This window comes from Bowmanella pacifica, assembly GCF_014645355.1.
In the GTDB taxonomy this organism is placed as follows: Bacteria; Pseudomonadota; Gammaproteobacteria; order Enterobacterales; family Alteromonadaceae; genus Bowmanella; species Bowmanella pacifica.
Genome location: NZ_BMLS01000010.1, coordinates 17,738 through 38,328, shown reverse-complemented (window position 1 = coordinate 38,328; position 20,591 = coordinate 17,738). Strand labels below are relative to the sequence as shown.

24 protein-coding genes are annotated in these 20,591 nt (G+C 49.1%); 18 read left to right on the top strand and 6 right to left on the bottom strand.

The genetic code is table 11. The features are described 5' to 3' along the window. The first annotated feature begins 208 nt into the window (after positions 1-208). The 5 genes from IEX02_RS20080 to rplI all read left to right on the top strand — a co-directional run bounded on the left by IEX02_RS20080 (position 209) and on the right by rplI (position 6,291). Positions 209-2,917: a TonB-dependent receptor gene (locus IEX02_RS20080; RefSeq protein ID WP_188699255.1), complete on the top strand. Its 2,709-nt coding sequence runs from the start codon at positions 209-211 to the stop codon at positions 2,915-2,917. Positions 2,918-2,958: 41 nt separating this feature from the next. Further along, positions 2,959-4,872, top strand: coding sequence for a phytase (locus tag IEX02_RS20075; protein WP_188699254.1), 1,914 nt, complete (start codon positions 2,959-2,961; stop codon positions 4,870-4,872). Positions 4,873-5,194: 322 nt separating this feature from the next. Further along, positions 5,195-5,563 (top strand): 30S ribosomal protein S6, encoded by a 369-nt coding sequence (gene rpsF, locus IEX02_RS20070; RefSeq protein WP_188699253.1) that lies wholly within the window; start codon positions 5,195-5,197, stop codon positions 5,561-5,563. Positions 5,564-5,582: 19 nt separating this feature from the next. After that, positions 5,583-5,810, top strand: a complete 228-nt coding sequence (gene rpsR, locus IEX02_RS20065; RefSeq protein WP_102798780.1) for a 30S ribosomal protein S18 — start codon at positions 5,583-5,585, stop codon at positions 5,808-5,810. Between the two features lie 28 nt (positions 5,811-5,838). Continuing rightward, a complete protein-coding gene (gene rplI, locus IEX02_RS20060; protein ID WP_188699252.1) occupies positions 5,839-6,291 on the top strand; it encodes a 50S ribosomal protein L9 in 453 nt (150 codons plus the stop codon). 74 nt (positions 6,292-6,365) lie between these two features. On the opposite strand, the gene IEX02_RS20055 is transcribed toward rplI, so the two are convergent. Beyond that, positions 6,366-6,884, bottom strand: a complete 519-nt coding sequence (locus tag IEX02_RS20055; RefSeq protein WP_188699251.1) for a DUF2244 domain-containing protein — start codon at positions 6,882-6,884, stop codon at positions 6,366-6,368. 183 nt (positions 6,885-7,067) lie between these two features. On the opposite strand from IEX02_RS20055, the gene IEX02_RS20050 reads away from it, so the two are divergent. Next, positions 7,068-7,382 carry a DMT family transporter gene (locus tag IEX02_RS20050; RefSeq protein WP_188699250.1) on the top strand — a complete coding sequence of 105 codons (315 nt, stop codon included), beginning with the start codon at positions 7,068-7,070 and terminating at the stop codon, positions 7,380-7,382. An 11-nt stretch (positions 7,383-7,393) separates the two neighbouring features. Then, complete coding sequence (locus IEX02_RS20045) at positions 7,394-7,801, top strand: ACT domain-containing protein (RefSeq protein ID WP_188699249.1); 408 nt, start codon at positions 7,394-7,396, stop codon at positions 7,799-7,801. On the opposite strand, the gene IEX02_RS20040 is transcribed toward IEX02_RS20045, so the two are convergent. Next, positions 7,798-9,486: an NAD-dependent malic enzyme gene (locus IEX02_RS20040; protein WP_188699248.1), complete on the bottom strand. Its 1,689-nt coding sequence runs from the start codon at positions 9,484-9,486 to the stop codon at positions 7,798-7,800. The genes IEX02_RS20045 and IEX02_RS20040 overlap by 4 nt on opposite strands. A 257-nt stretch (positions 9,487-9,743) precedes the next feature. Here IEX02_RS20040 and IEX02_RS20035 point away from each other — a divergent pair, with 257 nt between their 5' ends. The 4 genes from IEX02_RS20035 to dnaB all read left to right on the top strand — a co-directional run bounded on the left by IEX02_RS20035 (position 9,744) and on the right by dnaB (position 13,233). Further along, a complete protein-coding gene (locus tag IEX02_RS20035) occupies positions 9,744-10,313 on the top strand; it encodes an RNA polymerase sigma factor (RefSeq protein ID WP_188699247.1) in 570 nt (189 codons plus the stop codon). Next, the gene (locus IEX02_RS20030) at positions 10,303-10,791 is read left to right on the top strand and encodes a hypothetical protein (protein WP_188699246.1); all 489 of its coding nucleotides are present in this window, start codon (positions 10,303-10,305) and stop codon (positions 10,789-10,791) included. The genes IEX02_RS20035 and IEX02_RS20030 overlap by 11 nt, the downstream gene beginning before the upstream one ends. Before the next feature lie 10 nt (positions 10,792-10,801). After that, complete coding sequence (locus IEX02_RS20025) at positions 10,802-11,749, top strand: DUF4097 family beta strand repeat-containing protein (protein ID WP_188699245.1); 948 nt, start codon at positions 10,802-10,804, stop codon at positions 11,747-11,749. Positions 11,750-11,841: 92 nt separating this feature from the next. Then, positions 11,842-13,233, top strand: a complete 1,392-nt coding sequence (gene dnaB / locus IEX02_RS20020) for a replicative DNA helicase (RefSeq protein WP_188699244.1) — start codon at positions 11,842-11,844, stop codon at positions 13,231-13,233. 60 nt (positions 13,234-13,293) lie between these two features. Here the strand turns inward: dnaB and IEX02_RS20015 are convergent, their stop codons facing one another. From IEX02_RS20015 to IEX02_RS20000, 4 genes are all read right to left on the bottom strand, one after another. Then, positions 13,294-14,343 (bottom strand): OmpA family protein, encoded by a 1,050-nt coding sequence (locus IEX02_RS20015; RefSeq protein WP_188699243.1) that lies wholly within the window; start codon positions 14,341-14,343, stop codon positions 13,294-13,296. A 230-nt stretch (positions 14,344-14,573) separates the two neighbouring features. Beyond that, a complete protein-coding gene (locus IEX02_RS20010; protein WP_188699242.1) occupies positions 14,574-15,005 on the bottom strand; it encodes a secondary thiamine-phosphate synthase enzyme YjbQ in 432 nt (143 codons plus the stop codon). Next, complete coding sequence (locus tag IEX02_RS20005; RefSeq protein ID WP_188699241.1) at positions 15,002-15,469, bottom strand: chemotaxis protein CheX; 468 nt, start codon at positions 15,467-15,469, stop codon at positions 15,002-15,004. Before IEX02_RS20005 ends, IEX02_RS20010 begins: the two co-directional genes overlap by 4 nt. A 177-nt stretch (positions 15,470-15,646) precedes the next feature. Next, positions 15,647-16,081 (bottom strand): transcriptional repressor, encoded by a 435-nt coding sequence (locus IEX02_RS20000; RefSeq protein WP_188699240.1) that lies wholly within the window; start codon positions 16,079-16,081, stop codon positions 15,647-15,649. A gap of 525 nt (positions 16,082-16,606) precedes the next feature. Between IEX02_RS20000 and dusA the strand changes: the two genes are divergently transcribed. From dusA to IEX02_RS19970, 7 genes are all read left to right on the top strand, one after another. Continuing rightward, complete coding sequence (gene dusA / locus IEX02_RS19995) at positions 16,607-17,596, top strand: tRNA dihydrouridine(20/20a) synthase DusA (RefSeq protein ID WP_188699239.1); 990 nt, start codon at positions 16,607-16,609, stop codon at positions 17,594-17,596. A 208-nt stretch (positions 17,597-17,804) separates the two neighbouring features. Beyond that, complete coding sequence (locus IEX02_RS19990; RefSeq protein WP_188699238.1) at positions 17,805-18,080, top strand: hypothetical protein; 276 nt, start codon at positions 17,805-17,807, stop codon at positions 18,078-18,080. A 4-nt stretch (positions 18,081-18,084) separates the two neighbouring features. Then, on the top strand, positions 18,085-18,219 hold the full coding sequence (locus tag IEX02_RS20510; RefSeq protein ID WP_268237446.1) for a hypothetical protein: 135 nt from the start codon (positions 18,085-18,087) through the stop codon (positions 18,217-18,219). Between the two features lie 500 nt (positions 18,220-18,719). Beyond that, the gene (pspA, locus tag IEX02_RS19985; protein WP_308422512.1) at positions 18,720-19,424 is read left to right on the top strand and encodes a phage shock protein PspA; all 705 of its coding nucleotides are present in this window, start codon (positions 18,720-18,722) and stop codon (positions 19,422-19,424) included. Positions 19,425-19,471: 47 nt separating this feature from the next. Next, the gene (locus IEX02_RS19980; RefSeq protein ID WP_188699236.1) at positions 19,472-19,672 is read left to right on the top strand and encodes a PspC domain-containing protein; all 201 of its coding nucleotides are present in this window, start codon (positions 19,472-19,474) and stop codon (positions 19,670-19,672) included. A gap of 10 nt (positions 19,673-19,682) precedes the next feature. Then, complete coding sequence (locus tag IEX02_RS19975; protein ID WP_188699235.1) at positions 19,683-20,018, top strand: hypothetical protein; 336 nt, start codon at positions 19,683-19,685, stop codon at positions 20,016-20,018. Between the two features lie 110 nt (positions 20,019-20,128). Further along, positions 20,129-20,575, top strand: a complete 447-nt coding sequence (locus IEX02_RS19970) for a copper chaperone PCu(A)C (RefSeq protein ID WP_188699234.1) — start codon at positions 20,129-20,131, stop codon at positions 20,573-20,575. Positions 20,576-20,591 lie beyond the last annotated feature (16 nt).

Below are 20,591 nucleotides of genomic sequence, written 5' to 3'. Positions count from 1 at the left end.
GCCCCACCCGTCAGCAAAGGGAAAATACACCTTACCTGAGTCAAGGCTGATAAAAGGGGGGTCATATCAGCTCATCATGTACCGAGAATGGTGCCATTTTCTATGTTAGTGGCATCGTTGTTCGTCAGGGCTTAGCTTGCTGTCATAAATACGTCATTTACAAAACTTAGCGTGCCTGCGACACCACACACATCAATGAGGCTCGCAGATGAAAATATACAAAAGTAAAGTGGCGCTGGCCTGTATGGCGGCCATGATCAGTGCTCAGGCAATAGCTGAAGACGGCAACTTGCTGGGTCGTTTGGGAGACGCCAACAACAAAGCTTGGTTTGAAGGCGCCAGCATCCGTATTAAAGAACTCAATATCAGCACCGTGACCAAAGGTGACGGCTCGTTTCGCTTTAATGCCTTGCCTCCTGGCGACTATACCCTGGAAATTCGCTATCTGGGCGCCCCTAAAAGCGAACACAAGGTGCGTATTCTGGACGGTGAAACTCTGCAGCAGCGTTTTAGCTTAGGCCTGAATGAGCCAAAACTGGATGAGTTGATTGTTTATGGACAGCGAGCTGGGCAGGCCAATGCGCTTAATATGCAGCGCAGCGCCGACAATCTGAAGTCTATTGTATCCAGCGATGCAATCGGACAATTCCCTGACCAGAATGCCGCCGAAGCACTGCAGCGCTTACCTGGATTATCCATTGAACGCGACCAGGGGGAAGGCCGTTTTGTGGGTATTCGCGGCATTGACCCTAACCTCAATAATGTCACCATCAACGGCATGAATATCCCCTCGCCAGAAGCTGGAGTGCGCTCGGTGGCTTTGGATGTGATCCCTTCTGAACTGATTGAAGGATTGGAAGTGACCAAGTCGGTGACATCCGATATGGATGCCGATGCCATTGGTGGTTCAGTGGAAGTGAAAAGCTTGAGTGCCTTTGACCGGGCAGGACGCAGTGCCAGTCTGACGGTACAGGCCAGCCGCAACGAACTGCGTAGCGAAACCAGTCCGAAAGTGTCAGGGAGTTATACCGAGGTGATGGATTTTGCCGGATTACAGGATTCGCTGGGTGTGGCAGTGGCCTTGTCCTGGTTTGACCGGGACTTCGGCTCAGACAATATTGAAAGCAATGGTGATGACGAAATTGAGCAACGCTTTTATCAGATCAACCGCAAACGCATTGGCGGGGCGCTGAACCTGGATTTTCGCCCGGACTTCGATAATCAGTATTATCTGCGTTCCTTATATAGCCGTTTTTCGGATGATGAATACCGTCAAGCCAATGCCTTTACTTTCGATGGTGATGATTCGGAGGTAGAACGTAGTAGTAAAGACAGATATGAGAAACAGGAGATTCTGTCTTTTACCGCAGGCGGCGAGCACCAACTGCAACAATGGCACCTGAGCTACCAACTTGGTTATGCCGAATCGTCAGAGGATGAACCTGAAGCCCTGTATTACAAATTCAAGGGTGAGGGTTTTGCCATTAATTCAGACTTTCAAGGGCAAATTCCCGCTATAGAGCAGGATAATGCTGCCAAGTCACTGGCAAATTATGAAGTCGATGAGATCTCGTTCGAAGATAATTTCTCTGAAGATAACGAGCTGAGTTTTAAGCTGGATATCAGCCACGATTTCGAGTTGGCGGGCCACTCGGCACAGCTTAAGTTTGGCGGTAAGTACCGTAGCAGGGAAAAACAAACCAATGCCAATATCTTTATCTACGATGGTGACTTTGATGAGCTGGATGCTGGGCAGTTTGCCGCAAGTACACCCGATTGGGGGTTGGGAGACTTTGGCGAGGGTTTGAATCGTCAGGCGTTACGTCACTATTTCTCTGCCAACAGAAGCAATCTGGAGCTTGCAGCACTTGACTCTGAACTGGAGTCAAAAGGGGCTTCCTATCAGAGTGATGAAGATATTCTGGCCGCTTATCTGATGGGCAAAATAGATCTCGACAACTTACGCCTGGTTGCCGGACTTAGGTATGAGCAGACGGACTTTGCTACGCACGGCCAGCGTGTCGAGCTTATCGAAGATGAGCAAAGCGGCGAAGAAAACGTGGTGAACAGCCCCTGGCAGGGCGAGCGAAACTATCACCACCTGTTACCCAGTTTGAATATGCGCTACGAGTTTAGTGATCAGCTGATTGGTCGATTTGCTTATACGCAAACCATTGCCAGACCTAAGTTCGAAGACTCGGCTGCCTTTCAAATCATTGAGTCCAAAACAGAAGAGAATGACGAAGGTGGTTTCGATACTGAGCGTGAGGCGGAGGTTGGTAACCCTGAGCTGAAGCCATTTGAATCCACCAACCTGGATCTGTCCCTTGAATATTATCCTGGGGATATCGGCGTGTTGTCTGCGGGATATTTCTACAAGGACATTGATAACTTCGTGATCTTAGCCGATGTATCTCATCTGGAAGCTTGGCAGGGCTATGAAGAAGTAACGCAGCCCATTAATGGCGAGAGTGCCAAAGTGCAGGGCGTCGAACTGTCCTGGGTGAAAAGCTTTGATAACGGTTTATTGATTGCCGCCAATGCCACCTTGACGGATTCTGAAGCGATAACCTTGCTGGACGGTGAGCGCTTTGAAACCAGCCTGCCTAATCAATCAGACAAAGTAGGTAATCTTACCTTTGGTTATGAAAATGAGCAGTGGAGCTTGCGTCTTACCTTAAGCCATAAGAGTGAGAATCTGGAAGAGATCGACGGGGATATGCTGCGCATGGAAGACGCTCACCAACAATTGGATTTCAGCGGCAAGTATTACTTCAGTCCGCAAATGCACCTCTATTTCAACGCCATCAATCTTAATGATGAGCCTTACTACCACTATTTTGACCGCCGCAGTGTTAACGCCCAGTACGAAGAATACGGCCGTACTTTCGAGCTAGGTTTTAACTGGACGCTGTAATCAAACGCAGGAGTTTGGCTCCTGCCCTGGAATTTAAGACTATGAAAAAGTATCTAAGTACGCTCACGTTGCTCTTGAGCGCAGGCGCGGCCGTTGCACAGGAAGTGGTGCTGCAAACCGAACCTTTTTATCAGGCCGAGAACCTGCAAGGTCAACAAGTACAACCTATGGTTCACGGCAGCAGTCAGTTCTGGCTCATAACCAGTGAAAGTCGTGGGTTATTATTGCTGGATGAGCAAAAAAAGGTGCGAGCCAGCTTTGCAGGTAACTTTGAAACCCTTGCCTGGCAGCCTTCCATTCAGGTAGGCGATAAGTTGGTGGACTTGGTGGTTAGTGTAGACAATGAGTCCGCAAAAACCCGTGTACTGGCGTTGGACTGGCAAAAGCCCGAACTACGCTGGTTAACTGACTTACCCACCCAGGATGCGCAGCTTGAGACTTTGTGTATCTATGCCCATCCACAAAGTGGACATTTGTCTATGTTCAGCCTGGATGTGCAGGGGATGGCCCATGAGCGGTTGATTTACGATGCACAGCGTCAGCAGCTGGTGGATATTAAGGTCAGGGAATTCCCTGGTGTATTAAATGCCAAGGATTGTGTGGCTGATACGGCCTCTGCCAGCTTGTATGTGGCAGAGGAAAATGTTGGCGTGTGGCGCTATCCGGCCAGTATGGAGTCAGACCCCGTGCGTGAACCTGTGGCAATGCTTGCGCCATTTGGTGATTTGCGAGGCGAGATAACCGATCTGGCGTTGATCGATGATGGTACTTTGCTGGTTATCAGTCCGAAAGCCCGCAGCCTGTCAGGCTACCAAAAAGACGCAGAGGCAAAGCATTGGCAAATCAGCGGTGTGCAAGAACCTGAAGCCGTAGGTGTCTGGGTCGGTGAGCAGGGGCTACAACTCACTTTTTACGATGAAGATCAGGATGCTTATGTGAGCTCGGTGATAAGTGAGTACTTGCAATCTTCAGGGCGCAGAGATGAACAGTTAGCGCAGGTCAGCCCAAGCGCACAAACCACCCCGGTGGCTCGCTTTGGCGATGCGGCTGATGACCCTGCCATCTGGCTGAATAACAAAGAGCCAGGCCAGAGCCGGATTCTGGGTACTGATAAGCGCGCAGGGTTAATGGTATACGGACTGGACGGCAGTTTATTACAAAGTTTGCTTGTGGGGAGGCTTAACAATGTGGATGTGCGTCAGGGCTTTTCTCTTAATGGGAAAGCTATGGATTTGGCTGCCGCGAGCAATCGCACTTTAAACAGTATCAGCCTGTTTGGTATAGACCCACTTTCTGGTCATGTCAGTCATTTGTTGGAGGCGCCAACAAGCCTCACCGAAGTCTATGGCCTGTGCATGTACCAATCGCAAACGGGTACTTATGTGTTTATTAACGATACCGATGGGCGTTTCCAGCAGTACCGTATTGCCGGGCATGAAGGGCAATTGGGAGCCAAACTGGTGAGAGAATTCGCGGTTGCCAGTCAACCGGAGGGCTGTGTTGCTGACGATGTGAGTGGCATGCTGTATTTGGGCGAGGAGGCCGAAGGAGTTTGGCGCACGAGCGCAGAACCAGTCAATACGCCGCTGGAACAAATGGCTAAAACCGGTGAACACTTGCATGCCGACGTTGAGGGCATGGGGATTTATCGCCAGGGCGAGCAGGCTATCTTGGTGGTTTCCAGTCAGGGTAATGACAGTTATCTGGCCTATGCGCTGGAACCTGACTTTCGTTATCTGGGCCGGTTTCGCATAGGTCTTGATTTACTTAAAGGATTAGATGGTGTGTCCGAAACCGATGGACTGGAAGTCACCTCGGCAAATCTTGGCGCAGATTACCCCAATGGGCTGCTGGTGGTTCAGGATGGTCGCAACCAAATGCCCGGGGCGCCCCAAAACTTTAAAATCGTTGATTGGAGGGAGGTGGAGTTGGTTTTAAAGTCCCAGTCCCATTGAGTTTAAGGGGCAAGCGGCATTGTCTCTTGCCCCGTCTTCTCACCAATACCAATAGAGAGTTCTGCTAAAGGCGCTGTTGTGTGAGCAAAGTCGGTGAAAGCGAACGGCAAATATTGTTTAACTTACTTTCTACGGCAATTATCCACTTCCCTTACCCATGGCCTAGTGAAACAGCGTTTTTAACGCCTTCACAGACAGAATTTGCTTGTGTCAGCAGTGTGCTTTATATACAATGCGCGCCCTTATTCAGCCTAACTATTTTAGTTCCTTGTCTTAAGCAGTCTGGCTGAGCTGCGAGAGGCTACAACCGTAAGGAGCACACATGCGTCATTACGAAATTATTTTCATGGTCCATCCCGACCAGAGTGAGCAGGTTCCAGGTATGATCGAGCGTTATACCGGTATCATCAAGAACGATGGTGGTCAAATTCACCGTCTGGAAGACTGGGGCCGTCGTCAACTGGCTTATCCTATCGAGAAGCTGCACAAAGCACATTATGTTCTGATCAACGCTGAAGCGACAGCTGCTGCGATTGAAGAACTGGAAACTGCTTTCCGTTTCAACGACATCGTGTTGCGTAACCTGGTTATGCGCACTAAGAACGCTGTTACTGAGCCTTCACCAATGGCTAAAGAAGAGCGTCGCGAGAAGCGTGAAGACAGAGCAGCTGTAGAAGCTGACGCGGAATAACAGATTAGGAGACTAGAAGATGGCTCGTTTTTTCAGACGTCGTAAGTACTGCCGCTTCTCGGCAGAAGGCATCCAGCAGATCGATTTTAAAGACACTGGCCTGCTGAAAAACTACATCACTGAGAGCGGTAAGATCGTTCCTAGCCGTATCACCGGTACCAGTGCCAAGTATCAGCGTCAGTTGTCAACTGCCATTAAGCGTGCGCGCTTCCTGGCTTTGTTGCCTTACACTGATTCTCACAAGTAATTGTTGGCGTAACTAAGAGGTAGCAAAGATGGAAATCATTCTACTAGACAAAATCGCCAACCTGGGCGGTTTGGGTGACCAAGTCACTGTAAAATCAGGTTTTGCCCGTAACTTCCTGTTCCCTCAAGGTAAGGCTGTGCCTGCCACTAAGGACAACGTTGAGAAGTTCGAGCAGCGTCGCGCTGATCTGGAAGCTAAGATTGCTGAGCAATTGGCTGCTGCTGAAGCCCGTGCTGCTAAAGTTGCTGAGCTGGCTGAAGTAACTATTGCTTCTCCTGCTGGTGACGAAGGCAAGCTGTTCGGTTCTATCGGTACTCGTGATATCGCCGATGCCCTGACTGCTGCTGGCGTTGAAGTATCTAAAGCTGAAGTTAAGCTGCCACACGGCACACTGCGTGAGTGCGGTGAGTTCGAAGTGGATCTGCAACTTCACTCAGAAGTTGTTGCTCAAGTTAAAGTGATCGTTATCGCTGAAGCCTAAGCACCACGCTGTTAAAAAAACCGCCATATGGCGGTTTTTTTTATGTCTAAATTTTGTTGTCTGAACGCATCGTCTTATTGCCAATCCTGCATGGCAGTGATCTTTGTTTTTCCTGTCATATGATAGGGGATTTCCAAGTGGGTGATGATATCGATTAGTTGTTCCGTATCCTGTTGGTTGAGTTTTTCACCAATCCTGCAGGATTGGTGCTGGTCTCTAAGTTCAACCTGTCTGGGAGAAAGCGAGTGAGCTGGAGCGTATATGACAAAGCTGCTCTGTGCTCGTTTCAAGCGCCACTGTTTGACGGTACGATATCGACCTTGTGTCAGTACCACATGGCCGGGTTCTATGTGCAGAACCTGCTGGTTATAAGTGTCTCTACAGACCCTATAGGCCAGGTACGCTAACAAACTCACTTCCAACCCTGCAAAGGGCAGGATCAGCCAGGCTCCGGCCAGACTCCAGACCAGTGCTACCAGCATTGCCACACCACCAAGCCCCATAATCAATAACTTAGTTTGCCCCCAGGTTGCAGAACAGTTGGGTCTCAAACAGACCTGGCAGCGGTCTTTATGGCGAACAAGGGTAACCATTCAAACTGACATTATGGAAGCCTGTATAAACAGGTATAGCAGCCAGTCCGGCACCTAACAATCTTGACCCGCTTAGCATGCTTTGCTCTAATGGCCTCCCCGCCTGACAGGGACGACCCTGTCTGCATTATGCGCATAAGGCTTTTTTGCAGGGACGACCCTGCCATAGTGGAGTAATCACTGATGGCTTGGTTGATTCTGTTTGTCGCCGGTTTACTTGAAGTTGTCTGGGCTGTGGCCCTTAAGCAATCCAAAGGCTTGTCTGAGCCAGGTTATCTTATTATTGCCATCGTCTCTATGCTGTTCAGCTTGGGTCTGCTGGCTATGGCTTTGCGTACACTGCCGCTGAGCGTTGGCTATGCGGTGTGGACTGGCATCGGCGTGCTGGGGGCTGCTGTGGTTGGTATTATTTGGCTGGGTGAAGGGCTGGGCTGGATGAAAGCCTTGGCGTTGTTATTGCTGGCCAGCGGTATCCTGCTATTAAAGTTCAGCCATTAAAGGAGAGCGAAATGTCGGCTATCCGCGATTTGAATGTACTGATTGGTAGCATGCAACCTTCACTGGATGAAGCGCGTTATGTGTTTGCTTATCTTTCCCATGATGAGCCATTGCCTAGAGGAGCGAAAATGCTATTTGAAGAGCAGGAAGGCTGGACGGCAATCTTGCCAATAGAACAAGCCAAGGAGCTGGGGCTTCGCTATGAGTTTGCCTGTCGGATGATTACCTTGAATGTGCACTCCTCTTTGGAGGCGGTGGGCTTTTTGGCCAGTATAACCCGCCACCTGGCGGCATTAGGTATGGGGGTGAACCCGGTGTCAGCATTTTTCCACGATCACTTATTCGTGCCAGCCGAGAGGGCTGAAGAAGCTTTGGCGGCGCTTAAGCAATTTAGTGCAAAGCACCGCCAATCTGATTAGATGCTGGTGCGTCGGTATTGACGGTAAGCAGGAGACCAGAAGTTGGCGTTGATCTTGTCCTGCAGCATGTCGTCAGACATTTCCAGCGCCAGTCCCTGCTGTTGAGCCACTTTACCAACCGCAAAGGCGATATCTTTACTTAACTGAGCCAGCTCGGTTAAGGGGGGCAGCAAGGCACCCTTGCCCTTATTTGCCAAAGGCGAGGCGTTGGCCAGTGTAGAACTGGCGGCCATCAGCATTTCGTCGGATATATGCTTGGCCTTGGTGGCCAGTACCCCAAGGCCAATACCTGGGAATATGTAGCTGTTGTTACATTGGGTAATGGGATAGATTTTACCTTGGTAGACAACGGGTTCAAACGGACTACCGGTGGCGATGATAACCTCACCCTCGGTCCACTCAATAACTTGTTCTGGCCTGGCTTCTATCTGCTTAGATGGGTTGCTCAGTGGGAATACAATGGGTAAGCCGCACCCTTGTTTCATGGCTCGGATGACCTGCTCGGTAAACAAGCCGGCCTGGCCTGAAACACCGATTAAAATGTCGGGGGTGGCGCAATGCATCACATCTAGCAAGGAAGCGAATTCGCCACTGAAGTTCCAGTCGGAAATATTCTCTTTTGACTGACACAGTGCCTGCTGGAAATCACGCAGTCCTTCCATCCCGTCAGTGAGCAGTCCAAAGCGGTCGATCATAAAGATCTGGCTTCTGGCCTGAGCGTCAGAGATACCTTCTGCGCACATCTGTTGGATAACCTGCTCGGCAATACCGCAACCCGCTGAGCCGGCACCCACAAATACCACTTTTTGCTCAGAAAGCTTGGCGCCGTTGGTACGACAGGCTGCCAACAGAGTGCCTACTGTCACTGCTGCCGTGCCCTGAATATCGTCGTTAAAGCAGCATACTTCGTTACGATAACGATTTAGCAGAGGCATGGCATTTTGTTGGGCAAAATCTTCAAACTGGATCATGGCATCCGGCCAGCGACGCTTCACCGCTCGGATAAAATCTTCCATAAAGGCGTCATATTCTTCCTGGCTGATACGCTTGTGACGCGCGCCCATATACATTGGATCGGCCAGCAATTTTTCGTTGTTGGTACCCACATCCAGCATAACGGGGAGAGTGTAGGCGGGACTGATGCCGCCACAGGCGGTATACAGAGACAGCTTACCTATGGGGATACCCATACCGCCGATGCCCTGGTCGCCCAATCCCAGAATGCGTTCGCCGTCGGTGACGACTATGACTTTTACCTTGCGTTTAGTGGCGTTGTGCAGAATATCATCCATATGCTGGCGCTCAGCATAGGAGATAAACAGGCCGCGTGAACTGCGATAAATATCCGAAAACTGCTCACAGGCATCCCCCACTGTTGGTGTGTAGATTATCGGCATCATCTCTTCCAGATGATCGGCCAGCAGGCGGTAGAACAAGGTTTCGTTATTATCCTGAATGGCTCGCAGGTAAATATGTTTATTCAGTGGTGTATCAAAACTGGAGTACTGCATATAAGCACGACTTACCTGCTCTTCGATACTTTCATAACGAGGCGGAAGTAATCCGTTAAGATTAAAGGCTTTTCTCTCTTCAGCACTAAAGGCGCTGCCTTTATTAAGCAAAGGGGTTTCCAGCAGGGAAGGGCCGGCATAGGGGAGGTACAAAGGGCGTTTTTTAGATGTCATCAAACCAATCCTGCGTTCTGGCATTGCCAGTCTCTGAATAATGTGGCGGATCATCCCTTATCCCGCGTGTGATTTCCAGTAAGACCAGTCCGAATGGGGACTTTACTGGGGCCTGCGACCATATAAGTATATATTTTGGGCAAATTCAGCTCCTGTACTCCGCAGGTGTTAAATAAAGAAAAAAGTTTTGTCGCTTTAAACTTCCCTACCTTACCCTGCGACATAACCAACAAGACAATAATAATGGTGGTGGCACATTGCAAACTCAGGGACAGCTTGTTGATGCTCAGGAGCACTTTGCCGAACGAGCAGTGCTTAATCTTATTGAGGCCGTCAAAGCAGGTGACAAGCAAGCTTATCAGATGCTTTACCAACAGCATTTGGGACAGGTGTATGCCTTGTGCTATCGGCTGACGGCGGACAGAGCCCTGGCTGAAGATGTGACCCAGGAGGTCTTTATTCAGCTTTGGCGAAAATTGGACAACTTTCGTGGCGAAGCCAAGTTTCGTACCTGGCTGCATTCAGTGACGTCGAATGTTTGTGTGTCGTATTTACGTAAGCAACGCGGCTGGTGGCAGCGGATGTTCAACCTGGAAAACAGTGAGGCGATGCATGAAGTGGCACCAGGATCGGCTGGCGAGGTTGACTTGGATAGCTTGGTTCAACGCTTACCGGAACGCGCCCGAATGGTGTTTGTGTTACATGCCATTGAAGGGTATCGGCATGAAGAAATCGCGCAGATAATGGATATGGCGGTTGGATCGAGCAAAGCGCAGTTTCACCGGGCTAAGCAGCTTTTGTCAGAGTGGATGGGTTATGAGCAATAAAGAATTTGAACAGCAGCTGCAGCGCTCTGTCGCTCAGTTGACAAAAGAGATACAGCCGCAGCGAGACCTGTGGCCGGGAATTGAGCATGCCTTGAATCACGAGCAGGATAGCCAGCCTAAAAGTAACAGTTGGGCCTTTCAGAGTATGGCAGCGGCGTTTTTGATGATTGGATTGTTCGGATGGCTGGGGTTCAACCAGATGCAGGGAGGTGATCGAACTGAGCAATTGGTAACTGTGCTGAGTGAACCGTATCAGCAGCAGAAGCAGAGGTTATTGGCTTCTTATGCCAACCAGCCAGCGCTAACAGACAACTGGCAGCAACAGGTTCAGGAACTGGATGATGCCGCTGCGGCCATAAAGCTGGCGCTTAAAGAGGAGCCTGATAATCCGGCATTGTTGAAAATGTTGAAACAAGTATATCAACAGCAAATTGATTTAATTGAGCGGGTGCATGCGCCTGCATGGCAAACAATATAGGAAGTGACGTATGAACAGATTTCTTATTGCAGCGGGATTGCTATCGCTAAGCACCTGGTGTTTAGCGGGAGAACGTGTGGATCTTAGTTTAGAAGCCAAGGCCGATGGTCGGGTGAGAGTCGAACATATCAGTGGTCAGGCTGTCATCAAGGGATGGGATAAGAACCAGGTGAAAGTGTTCGGTGAGTTGGATGAACGGGCCGAGAAGTTGGTGTTTGAACGGGACGGCAACGAAATAATTGTTAAGGTCAAAGTTCCTCAGGGGAATTGGCATGAATGGAAAAACGCCAAGGGGGATGATCTACAGATTTTTGTACCAAACCAGAGTTTGTTGACGTATGACACAGTGAATGCCGATTTACGCGCAGAAGGAGTGTATGGCGGTGTAGAGTTGTCTTCAGTGAATGGCGAAATTGCGGTGCGAGATATTAAAGGTCGTATTCGCATTGAAACCGTTAACGGTGGAATTGACAGCGCAGGGCTGAATGGCGATATCAAACTGTCGTCGGTCAATGGCGAGATCAAAGATAAAGACTCTCAAGGCCCTGAAGTACGTTATGAATCGGTGAATGGCGAGGTGGTCGCCAGCAGCTCGGCCCCGAGAGTGAAAGTAGAAAATGTAACCTCTGAGGTGAAATTAGCGCTGGATAAGGTGGAGCGGCTTTCTATACAAACGGTGAGTGGCGATGCCAGCATTAGTCTGACTCTGCTGGATGACGGAGAAATTACCGGCAGCACAGTGAGTGGTGGGGTGGATTTGACGTTCCAGAAAAACATTTCTGCCCGTTTCGATCTGGAAGGACATGCTGGTGGACGTTTTACTAATCACCTGAGTGACGACAAAATGGAGAAAACCAAATATGGACCAGGGAGATGGCTAAAGTTTCGTACCGGTGACAGTCCTGCCAAGGTGCGTATTTCCACCGTCAGTGGGCGAATATCTTTGAGCAGTAAGTAAAAGAAACAGGCCCAAGGGCCTGTTTTTGTTATGGGCTAACGACGGCGAATGACGCATAATACCACTATGGCAAACAACCCCGATGGTGACAGGTGAAAGTCGTTTCTCATAAAGAGCGTGATACCAAAGTCGAAAAGCTCAAGATCCCTCCCCACTCGATTGAGGCAGAGCAATCTGTGATAGGTAGCATGCTGATTGCACCTGACTGTTGGGATAAAGTTGCAGAAGTACTGATCGAGCAGGATTTTTATAATCGCGCGCATCAGACTATTTACCGTGCCATTCTCAAATTATTGGGTGACAGCCAGCCGGTTGATCTGATCACGGTTTCTGATCTGCTTGAGCAGCAAGACGAGTTGGACGCTGTTGGTGGTTTTGCCTATCTAGGGGAGTTGGCGAAGAACACGCCAAGCGCAGCCAACGTGGTGGCGTATGCTCAGATTATTAAAGAGCGTGCGGTATTGCGTGAGCTGATCGGGGTAGCCCACGAAATATCCGATACCGGCTACAACCCAGAAGGTCGCACCAGTTCGGATGTGTTGGATTTAGCCGAGAGTAAGGTATTTGAAATTGCGGAGAAGCGTTCAGGAAAGAACGAAGGGCCGCAAAATGTAGAATCTATACTGACGAATACCATTGACCGCCTTGAAGCGCTGATTAAAAACAACAAAGAGGTCACTGGTGTATCCACCGGCTACAAAGACTTAGACAAGAAGACCAGCGGGTTACAGCCATCAGATTTAATTATCGTGGCCGCTCGTCCGTCCATGGGTAAAACTACTTTTGCCATGAATCTATGTGAAAATGCCATGTTACTGGAAGAAAAGCCGGTGCTGGTGTTCAGTCTGGAGATGCCGGCCGAACAGATCATGATGAGGATGCTGGCGTCGCTTAGCCGGGTTGACCAAACCCGTATTCGTACCGCACAACTGGACGATGAGGACTGGGCTAGAATCTCCAACACCATGGCCATGCTGAAGGATAAAGATAACCTGTTTGTGGATGATTCTTCAGGGCTAACACCTATGGAAGTGCGTACCCGTGCGCGTAAATTGGCAAGAGAGCGGGGCGGCCTGGCGTTAATCATGGTGGATTACTTGCAGCTTATGCAAGTACCGGCATTAAGCGATAACCGTACTCTGGAAATTGCTGAAATATCTCGCTCACTCAAGGCATTGGCCAAAGAATTGCAAGTTCCTGTGGTGGCACTTTCTCAGCTTAACCGAAGCCTGGAGCAACGTGCCGATAAACGCCCGGTCAACTCTGACTTGCGTGAATCAGGCTCTATCGAGCAGGATGCTGACTTGATTATGTTTATCTACCGCGATGAGGTTTATCACGAGAACAGTGAATATAAAGGTGTGGCAGAGATCATTATTGGTAAGCAGCGGAATGGTCCGATTGGAACCAGTCGCTTAACGTTCCAGGGACAGTTTTCACGCTTTGATAATTATGCCGGGCCAGAGATAGCTGATGAGTATTAGCCTTGTGGCTTGATTGCGAATATAAAAAGGGCGCCGAATGGCGCCCTTTTTAGTGGAAAGTTAGCGGGTAACCTTTACCTTTTCCATGGCGCTTACTGTCGCGTGAATACGACGATTACGCTTGTGTGCATCTGCGGTATTGCCTGAATCCAGCGGGCGGCTTTCGCCATACCCTACTGCTTCCAAACGTCCAGCATCAATGTCGTAGCGGTCAATTAGTAACTGTCTGACCGCTTTAGCCCGCTTTTCTGACAGGCTTTGGTTATACGCGCTGTCTCCTGGGGCTGACGTGTGTCCTTCAATTACCGCCTTGGTGTTTGGGAAGCGACGCATAAACTGGGCGAATACCTGAATCTGTGCATCGTCTGGATTGCTGACAGCATAGCTGTTGTTAGCAAACAGAATGTCCAGTCGGGTTTCAACTTTCTCTTCCATAAAGATGCTACAGCCCTGGGCATCGACCTTGTCGGTGCTTGGTGTATTAGCGCAGCGATCTTGGGCATCGTTAACACCGTCGTTATCTGAATCTTTAGGTTGCTCTACCACTGGTGCTGCAGTTTGCGCAACTACCGGCTCAGAGGCAGGCATTGGCTTGGACTTATTACCAAAGGTGTAAGCCAGACCCAGCTTAACACTGTAGTCTTTGAAGTCTTGACCGAAATCATAATAAGCTGCAGCTTCTGTAACCAGCTTCCACTTCTCGGTTAGATCCCAATGGCGACCTAACCCCAGGTTCATCATGCGGTAATTTTCTTGCAGATTCTCGTGTTTAAATCCGCCGAAAACATAGGTTTGTTTTTGATCAAGAAAATACAACGCATCAATACCAACGCGGTCACCAGAATCGTCAATCAGGGGCGAATCTGAATCAAGATTCAAATGAGACCATTCGATCCTGGCACCCCAGTTGGGTGTGAATCTGAAGCCGAGTTCTGCACCTATTCCAGTGCCGTCATCTAATCCGCCTAAAGGCAATGGTTTGTCGCTGTCTACTTTATAGTACTCGCCGAAACCCGCTACCCAGCCTTCGTATTCACTCGGCTCGTTAGCTTGTGTTAAGGCTGGAATCAGGCTCAGAATAAGAGCAGTTGCTAAGGAATTATTTTTCATGGTGGTCCCTTAATGATAAACACGCCTATACAAGCGTAATCAAAAATTCAGCAGTTACTACTTATTCCTGAAGGTCAGTTGCCTTGCTGTGTCGGCAACACCTCCTCATACGAGGAGAAGGATATTATGGAGGGCGAGCTCTGATGGCTGCTGGCTGTAGTGTACCAAGTTCGGGAAAGAACTGGAAATACCCTGTCATCAGTTATTTTGCATCGGAATGCTTTTGCGGCTTAGCGAAACTGGCCGTTTAGGGTGGCAATCACACGGCGGCTGGTGGCTTGGTTACGGTGTTCACCCAGATAAATCCCTTGCCAGGTACCCAGCGCTAATTTGCCGTTATTGACCGGTATTGTCAGGCTTGTCCCTAATAAGCTGGCTTTTAAATGGGCCGGCATATCATCAGGGCCTTCGTAAGTGTGTTGGAAATAAGGCGCGTGCTCGGGCACGTTGTGGTTAAAGAACCGTTCGAAATCCCCTCTCACGGTGGGGTCCGCGTTTTCATTAAGGGTCAACGAAGCGCTGGTATGCTGCAGTAGAAGATGCAGTATACCAATTTGACAATCGCGCAGAATGGCAAGTTGTTCGGTTATTTCTGCTGTGACCAGGTGAAATCCGCGCGATTTGGCCGTTAAGCCTATGGTCTTTTGATGCCACTGGCTCATAATTTGTCGAAGCAGATCTCCAGGTAGGCAGAACCGGCGTCACTACTGAAGGGCAGGATTATTTTAGGGCCGTCAACCTTATGAGTAATGGTATGTTGCTTGCCGGACACCACAATGGGCGTGGCCATATCAAAGTCGTAGCCTTTGCCTGACAACTCCAGTTTTGCCCCACCTGTTACCATGTTGGTGATTTCACCCACCATATCGGTAACCTCTGCATTTATCTTCGCAGGCTTCTCACCCAGCATGCGTTGCATGATTTCCAGTGCCAGAGACTCCTCAAAAGAGATAGAGAAAGACCCTTTCACCTGTGGGCCAACCATGCCGATTAAGCCAGACACATCACCCACCGCCACTTCATCACCTTTTTTCTTGGGTTTGCCGGGCTGGAGCTTGGTCTGTGCCATGGTTTCCAGCACATTGACTAACGAAGAAATAAAGGGGTTTATAAATTCAACATTCATGGTTGTTATTTAACCTTGTCTGGCGTGCCTTTAAGGCACTTAATACATCACTGTCATTTTAACCTACAGCTGACAGGCTTCAGTGTTCAGCAGAACAGCCCATTAACTATGGTCAACAGCGTGACCTAAGTCTAGCCTGATAGCCAGATAACAGTTTGTTATTTATGTTTATTTCGTTCAACTCTGGCAACTGGCGCAAGTGCCATGAGCTTCAATAGTCTGAGACTCCACTTTGAATCCATAAGCCTTGGCTTGATTGTCCAGGGTTTCTTTTAGGCCCTCAGACTGGATCTCTTGCACTTCCCCGCAGGTGTCACAAATCAGAAACTGAACTGGGTGATTACAGCCAAAATGATGGCAAGCCACAAAAGCGTTAGTCGATTCCAGGCGGTGAACCAGGCCAAACTCAAGTAAAAAATCCAGAGTGCGATAAACGGTCGCCGGCTTGGCCGAACTCTCCGTTTCCTTTAATTCGTCCAATAATTCATAAGCACCTGTGGCGCCTTGTTTTTGCAGTAACAGGCCATACACCTTTTCGCGTAAAAGGGTAAATCTAGCGCCTTTACCTTCACAATATCGTCTGGCTTTTTCTATTAGTTTCTGGTGATTCATTTGGTTACGATCAGCTAAGCACTCTGGGGCTAGTGTAGCATAGTCGCGTATTGTGAAAAGGCGTGTTATCCGGTTGCTAAAAAGGCAGTATCCGCCTGACTCGTTAACCGCATTGAGATTGTTTTCTCATTGGCCACTGCGGGTGTCTTTATTTGACCAGGCTTTAGGCTGAATGCAAGGGAGTGGGCGATGTCAGGCCGCTCAAACAAGCAGAAGTGCTATTCCTTCCAGACCACGACAAAAGTGGCCAGTAATCCTCTGATTAACGCACCATAGAAAGCATCATTCAGTCCGTTTCTTCTTTGTTACGTTATCGAAGGACGGGTTGCCGTTCTTTCTCTGGTGTATTGAAATGGTATAATTGCCCTTTGGCACCCCCTGGTTTTTGTTCCCCAAAAAAGGGGTTTTTGTTCCCCCGGGGAGGGGAAAATAGGGAAACTTGATGCCAAAAGCCGCCGTTTGTATTCTTCCAGTTTTGCCAGAAAGAAAAGGTAAGCTGTTGTTATTTAAGGGTTAAAGTCTCTCATGGCTGATATTTCTTTCAACCGTCGAATTTCCATAGCGCCCATGCTCGATTGGACGGATCGTCATTACCGCTATTTTATGCGGCGTATTACCCGACACACCTTGCTGTACACAGAAATGGTGACAACCGGAGCGATTTTGTTTGGCAAGGGCGATTACCTTGGCTTTAACTGCGACGAACATCCTGTCGCTCTGCAGCTGGGCGGCTCGAACCCAGCCGACATGGCCGAGTGCGCCAGACGAGCTGAGGAGCAGGGATACGATGAAATTAACATCAATGTGGGGTGTCCTTCCGATAGGGTGAAAAATGGTCGTTTTGGCGCTTGTTTAATGGCAGAACCAGAAACGGTTGCAGCTTGTGTCTCCGCTATGCAGGACGCTGTCAATGTGCCGGTAACGGTGAAATGCCGCATTGGTATAGATGATATGGATGAATACGCCCATTTGGACGACTTTATTCGTCGGGTTGCCGATGCGGGGTGTGATACTTTTATTATTCATGCCAGAAAAGCCTGGTTGCAAGGACTCAGCCCCAAAGAGAACCGTGAAATCCCACCGTTAATGTACGACAGGGTATATCTGCTGAAAGAGCATTTCCCTCACCTGCACCTGACGATCAACGGCGGGGTCAAAACCCTTGAAGAGGCTAAACAACACCTTAGTTATCAGGATGGCGTGATGATTGGCCGGGAAGCTTATGCCAATCCTTATATGTTTGCCTCGGTAGATAGCGAATTTTATGGCGATCAGCATGGTGTGCCTGAGCGTGAAAGTGTAATCGAAGCTATGGTGCCTTATGTGAATGAGCAGGTTGCTAAGGGCGCAAGGGTCTGGCATGTCGCCCGACATATGTTGGGTATCTTTCAGGGGCAGCCTGGTGGTCGAATTTGGCGACGCTATTTGAGTGAAAACGGCACAAAAGCGGTAGACGGCGGCTTGCTATTGGATGCGTTGGAAGCCCGTCAGGCAGGTATGAAGGGACGTGAGTAATACGATTTGGTGTATTTGACCACTAAATTGTGATTATAACTATTTAGTGGGCTGCTTTATTTTTGAGCTAGCTGCCATTCGCTGGTCTAAAATAAAAAAACTTATATTTTTCATGTTGTTATGTTTTTTTCTCGAGTTGGCATGTGTCTCGCAACAACTATTCCGTCAGTTATTGCGACTTAACACATGAACCGATTTGGAGAATTTTATGTTTAACAAAATGAAACTTACTACCGCAGCTGTGTTGTTGGTTTCCTCTATGAGTGCCTCTGCACAGACAGCCGAAGTATCCATGCAGGAGCTTGTATCTAACATACTTAGCTCGGCCGTTAGCGCGACTTCTCAGGAAATGGCCAATAGCGTCAAAGAGGCTGTTAGCAAAGCGGCTGATGCATTGACTCTGCAAGAGGATGAGGGTCAGGCAGTGCAGTTGGTTGAGCGCAGTGAAAAGGTGCAACCTGAACCAGCTAAACAAGCCGAGTAAGCCTATGTTGGATCAGATGCATTTGCTCAGTTTGCTGCTGATACCTTTAATGGCATTTTTGGTTGGTGCGTTAGTATTTAGCTACGTCGAACGTTTGCTGGTTAAGCCGCCAACCTTTTCACCCCAAGACGGTCACTAAGTGGTAAGACCGTCTTTTCGTTTTTCTTGAGCTACCTTTTTATTACGCTATCCCAGCTCCCAGCTCCCAGCTCCCAGCTCCCAGCTCCCAGCTCCCAGCTCCCAGCTCCCAGCTCCCAGCTCCCAGCTCCCAGCTCCCAGCTCCCAGCTCCCAGCTCCCAGCTCCCAGCTCCCAGTTCCCAGTTCCCAGTTCCCAGTTCCCAGCTCCCATTGGCACAGAGTAAAACCCTTCTCGTACTTCAGAAATGCGCTTTCGTCGCGCTGTAAACGGATTGCTTGTTAGCCCGCAATAAGCCACTAAACACCCTTCAATCGTATGAGTTGGTTAAATTAGCTATTGGTATAGTCGATTTGACCAAATTATAACTAAGAGAAGATAAAGTCTAATTCCGGTGCAGGTTTATGGTTTTAAAAAAATCAATTAAAACAATGTGATAGTCGTTTCTTGAGAGTTGGCACAAGGCTTGTAATAGCTATTACGAGTGATTTAGTGATAGCCCGATGACTGAGGGCAATAAGCGTGGAGGAAGTGAAATGGGTGTCTTTTCAAGAATGAATGACATTGTACAAGCGAACCTGAATGCCCTGTTAGATAAGGCCGAGGATCCGAAAAAGGTTATCCGTCTGATTGTGCAGGAAATGGAGGAAACCTTAGTCGAACTGCGTGCCATTGCGGCCCGTAACCTAGCGGCTAAGAAAGATCTGCAGCGTAAGATTGAACGGTTGAATCTGCAGGCTCTGGAATGGCAGAGCAAAGCCGAAATGGCCTTAGGTAAAGAACGAGAAGATCTTGCCAAACTGGCCCTTACAGAGAAGCACAAGCTTGAACAGCAAGCGTTGCAACTGGCCGCTGAGCTTCAGCAGGCCGAGGAGGCCTTGGAACAATTGCAGCAAGACAGTGTGCGTCTACAGGAGAAGCTAAGCGAGGCCCGCACTAAACAGAAAACCTTGCTTATGCGAGAGGAGTCGGTGGCGGCCAGGCTGAAGGTCAAAGTTAGCAATGATACACACAAGGTAGAGCAGGTCATGCAACGCTTTGATCATTACGAACATCGTGTTGAGCAGCTTGAAGCGCAATTGGAGGCCTATGATCTGACCGCCGGTCAGCCTGGCTTGCATGCTCAGTTTGCACAGTTGGAGGCCGACGAAAAAATGCAGGCCGAGCTGGATGCGCTGAAGCAGAAGTTACACAAGAAGGTAGCTTAAGGGGGCCTTGCCCCCGCCTATCTTGCGGATTTTAACAGGAGAAGAACATGACAATTTTGTATGACGATCAACGCATTCGTAAAGATAAGATCCGCGCCAAAGTGTCAGGTGTGTGTGCAGGCTTGGCCAGGCATTGGGGAACGGAACCTTGGTTAATACGTTTGGCTGCGCTGGTGATTTTCTTTCACCTGCCAGTGGTGGTGCTGGTGGCTTACATCATTGCAGCAATGGTACTACCGGCTCGATAAGGGGTAACCCATGTTTAAGAATTTAATTATCGCCGTTTTGATTGCCACCTTGCTGGTATATTGTTTGGGCATGGTGGCGGACTCTTGGGGACATGTTCATCTATATCTGGATGATGATCTAATGTCTCCTGCTGTGACCCTGGTCGGCGGCGTGTTATTGGCAATTACATTTATCGTACTAGGCCTGATGTTAGCCGTTAGCCTTATAGGGGCTATGGCCTTTGTGTTCATTTGTGTACTTGGCGCGCTGCTTATTGCCGGAATTGGGGCACTTTGGCCTGCTTTGCTGGGCGTCCTGATCATCGTATGGCTGGTGCGTGACGCAAAAACCACAGATCAAGTTTAGCCTGCTGACCCGGCGATTCATGCGCTGGGTCATTGGCATTCGCACAGAATTCCTGAATAATTCCCGAGAATGAAGGATTAAACTCATATAATCTCAACAGGAGTTGCTGCATGCGTTTCATGTTAACAGTCTTGCTTTTCGGTGTTTCTACCCTTGCGTTTGGTGAGGTTAAAGTCGATAACGCTATGGTGCGCTTGCTACCCCCAGGAGTACCCAATACCGCCGGTTATTTCTCGTTAACCAATACGGGTGCTGAAGAGCGGGTGTTAGTTGGGGCTAGCTGTGATGCAGTGAAAAAGGCAGAACTACATGATCACCAAATGATCAATGGCATGATGAAGATGGTTCATCAGCAGCAAGTGGTTGTGCCAGCAGGTCAGACACTTACCTTTCAGCCCGGTGGTTTGCATTTGATGTTGTTCGGTTTACAAACACCGCTTAAAGAAGGCCAACAGGTTCCCTTTACTCTAATGTTTGCCGATGGTGAACAGATTAAAGTCAGTGCAGTGGTTCGAGCGGCAATGCCTGAAGTCGATCACTCTCACCACCATCATTAATTACCTTATTGGGAGT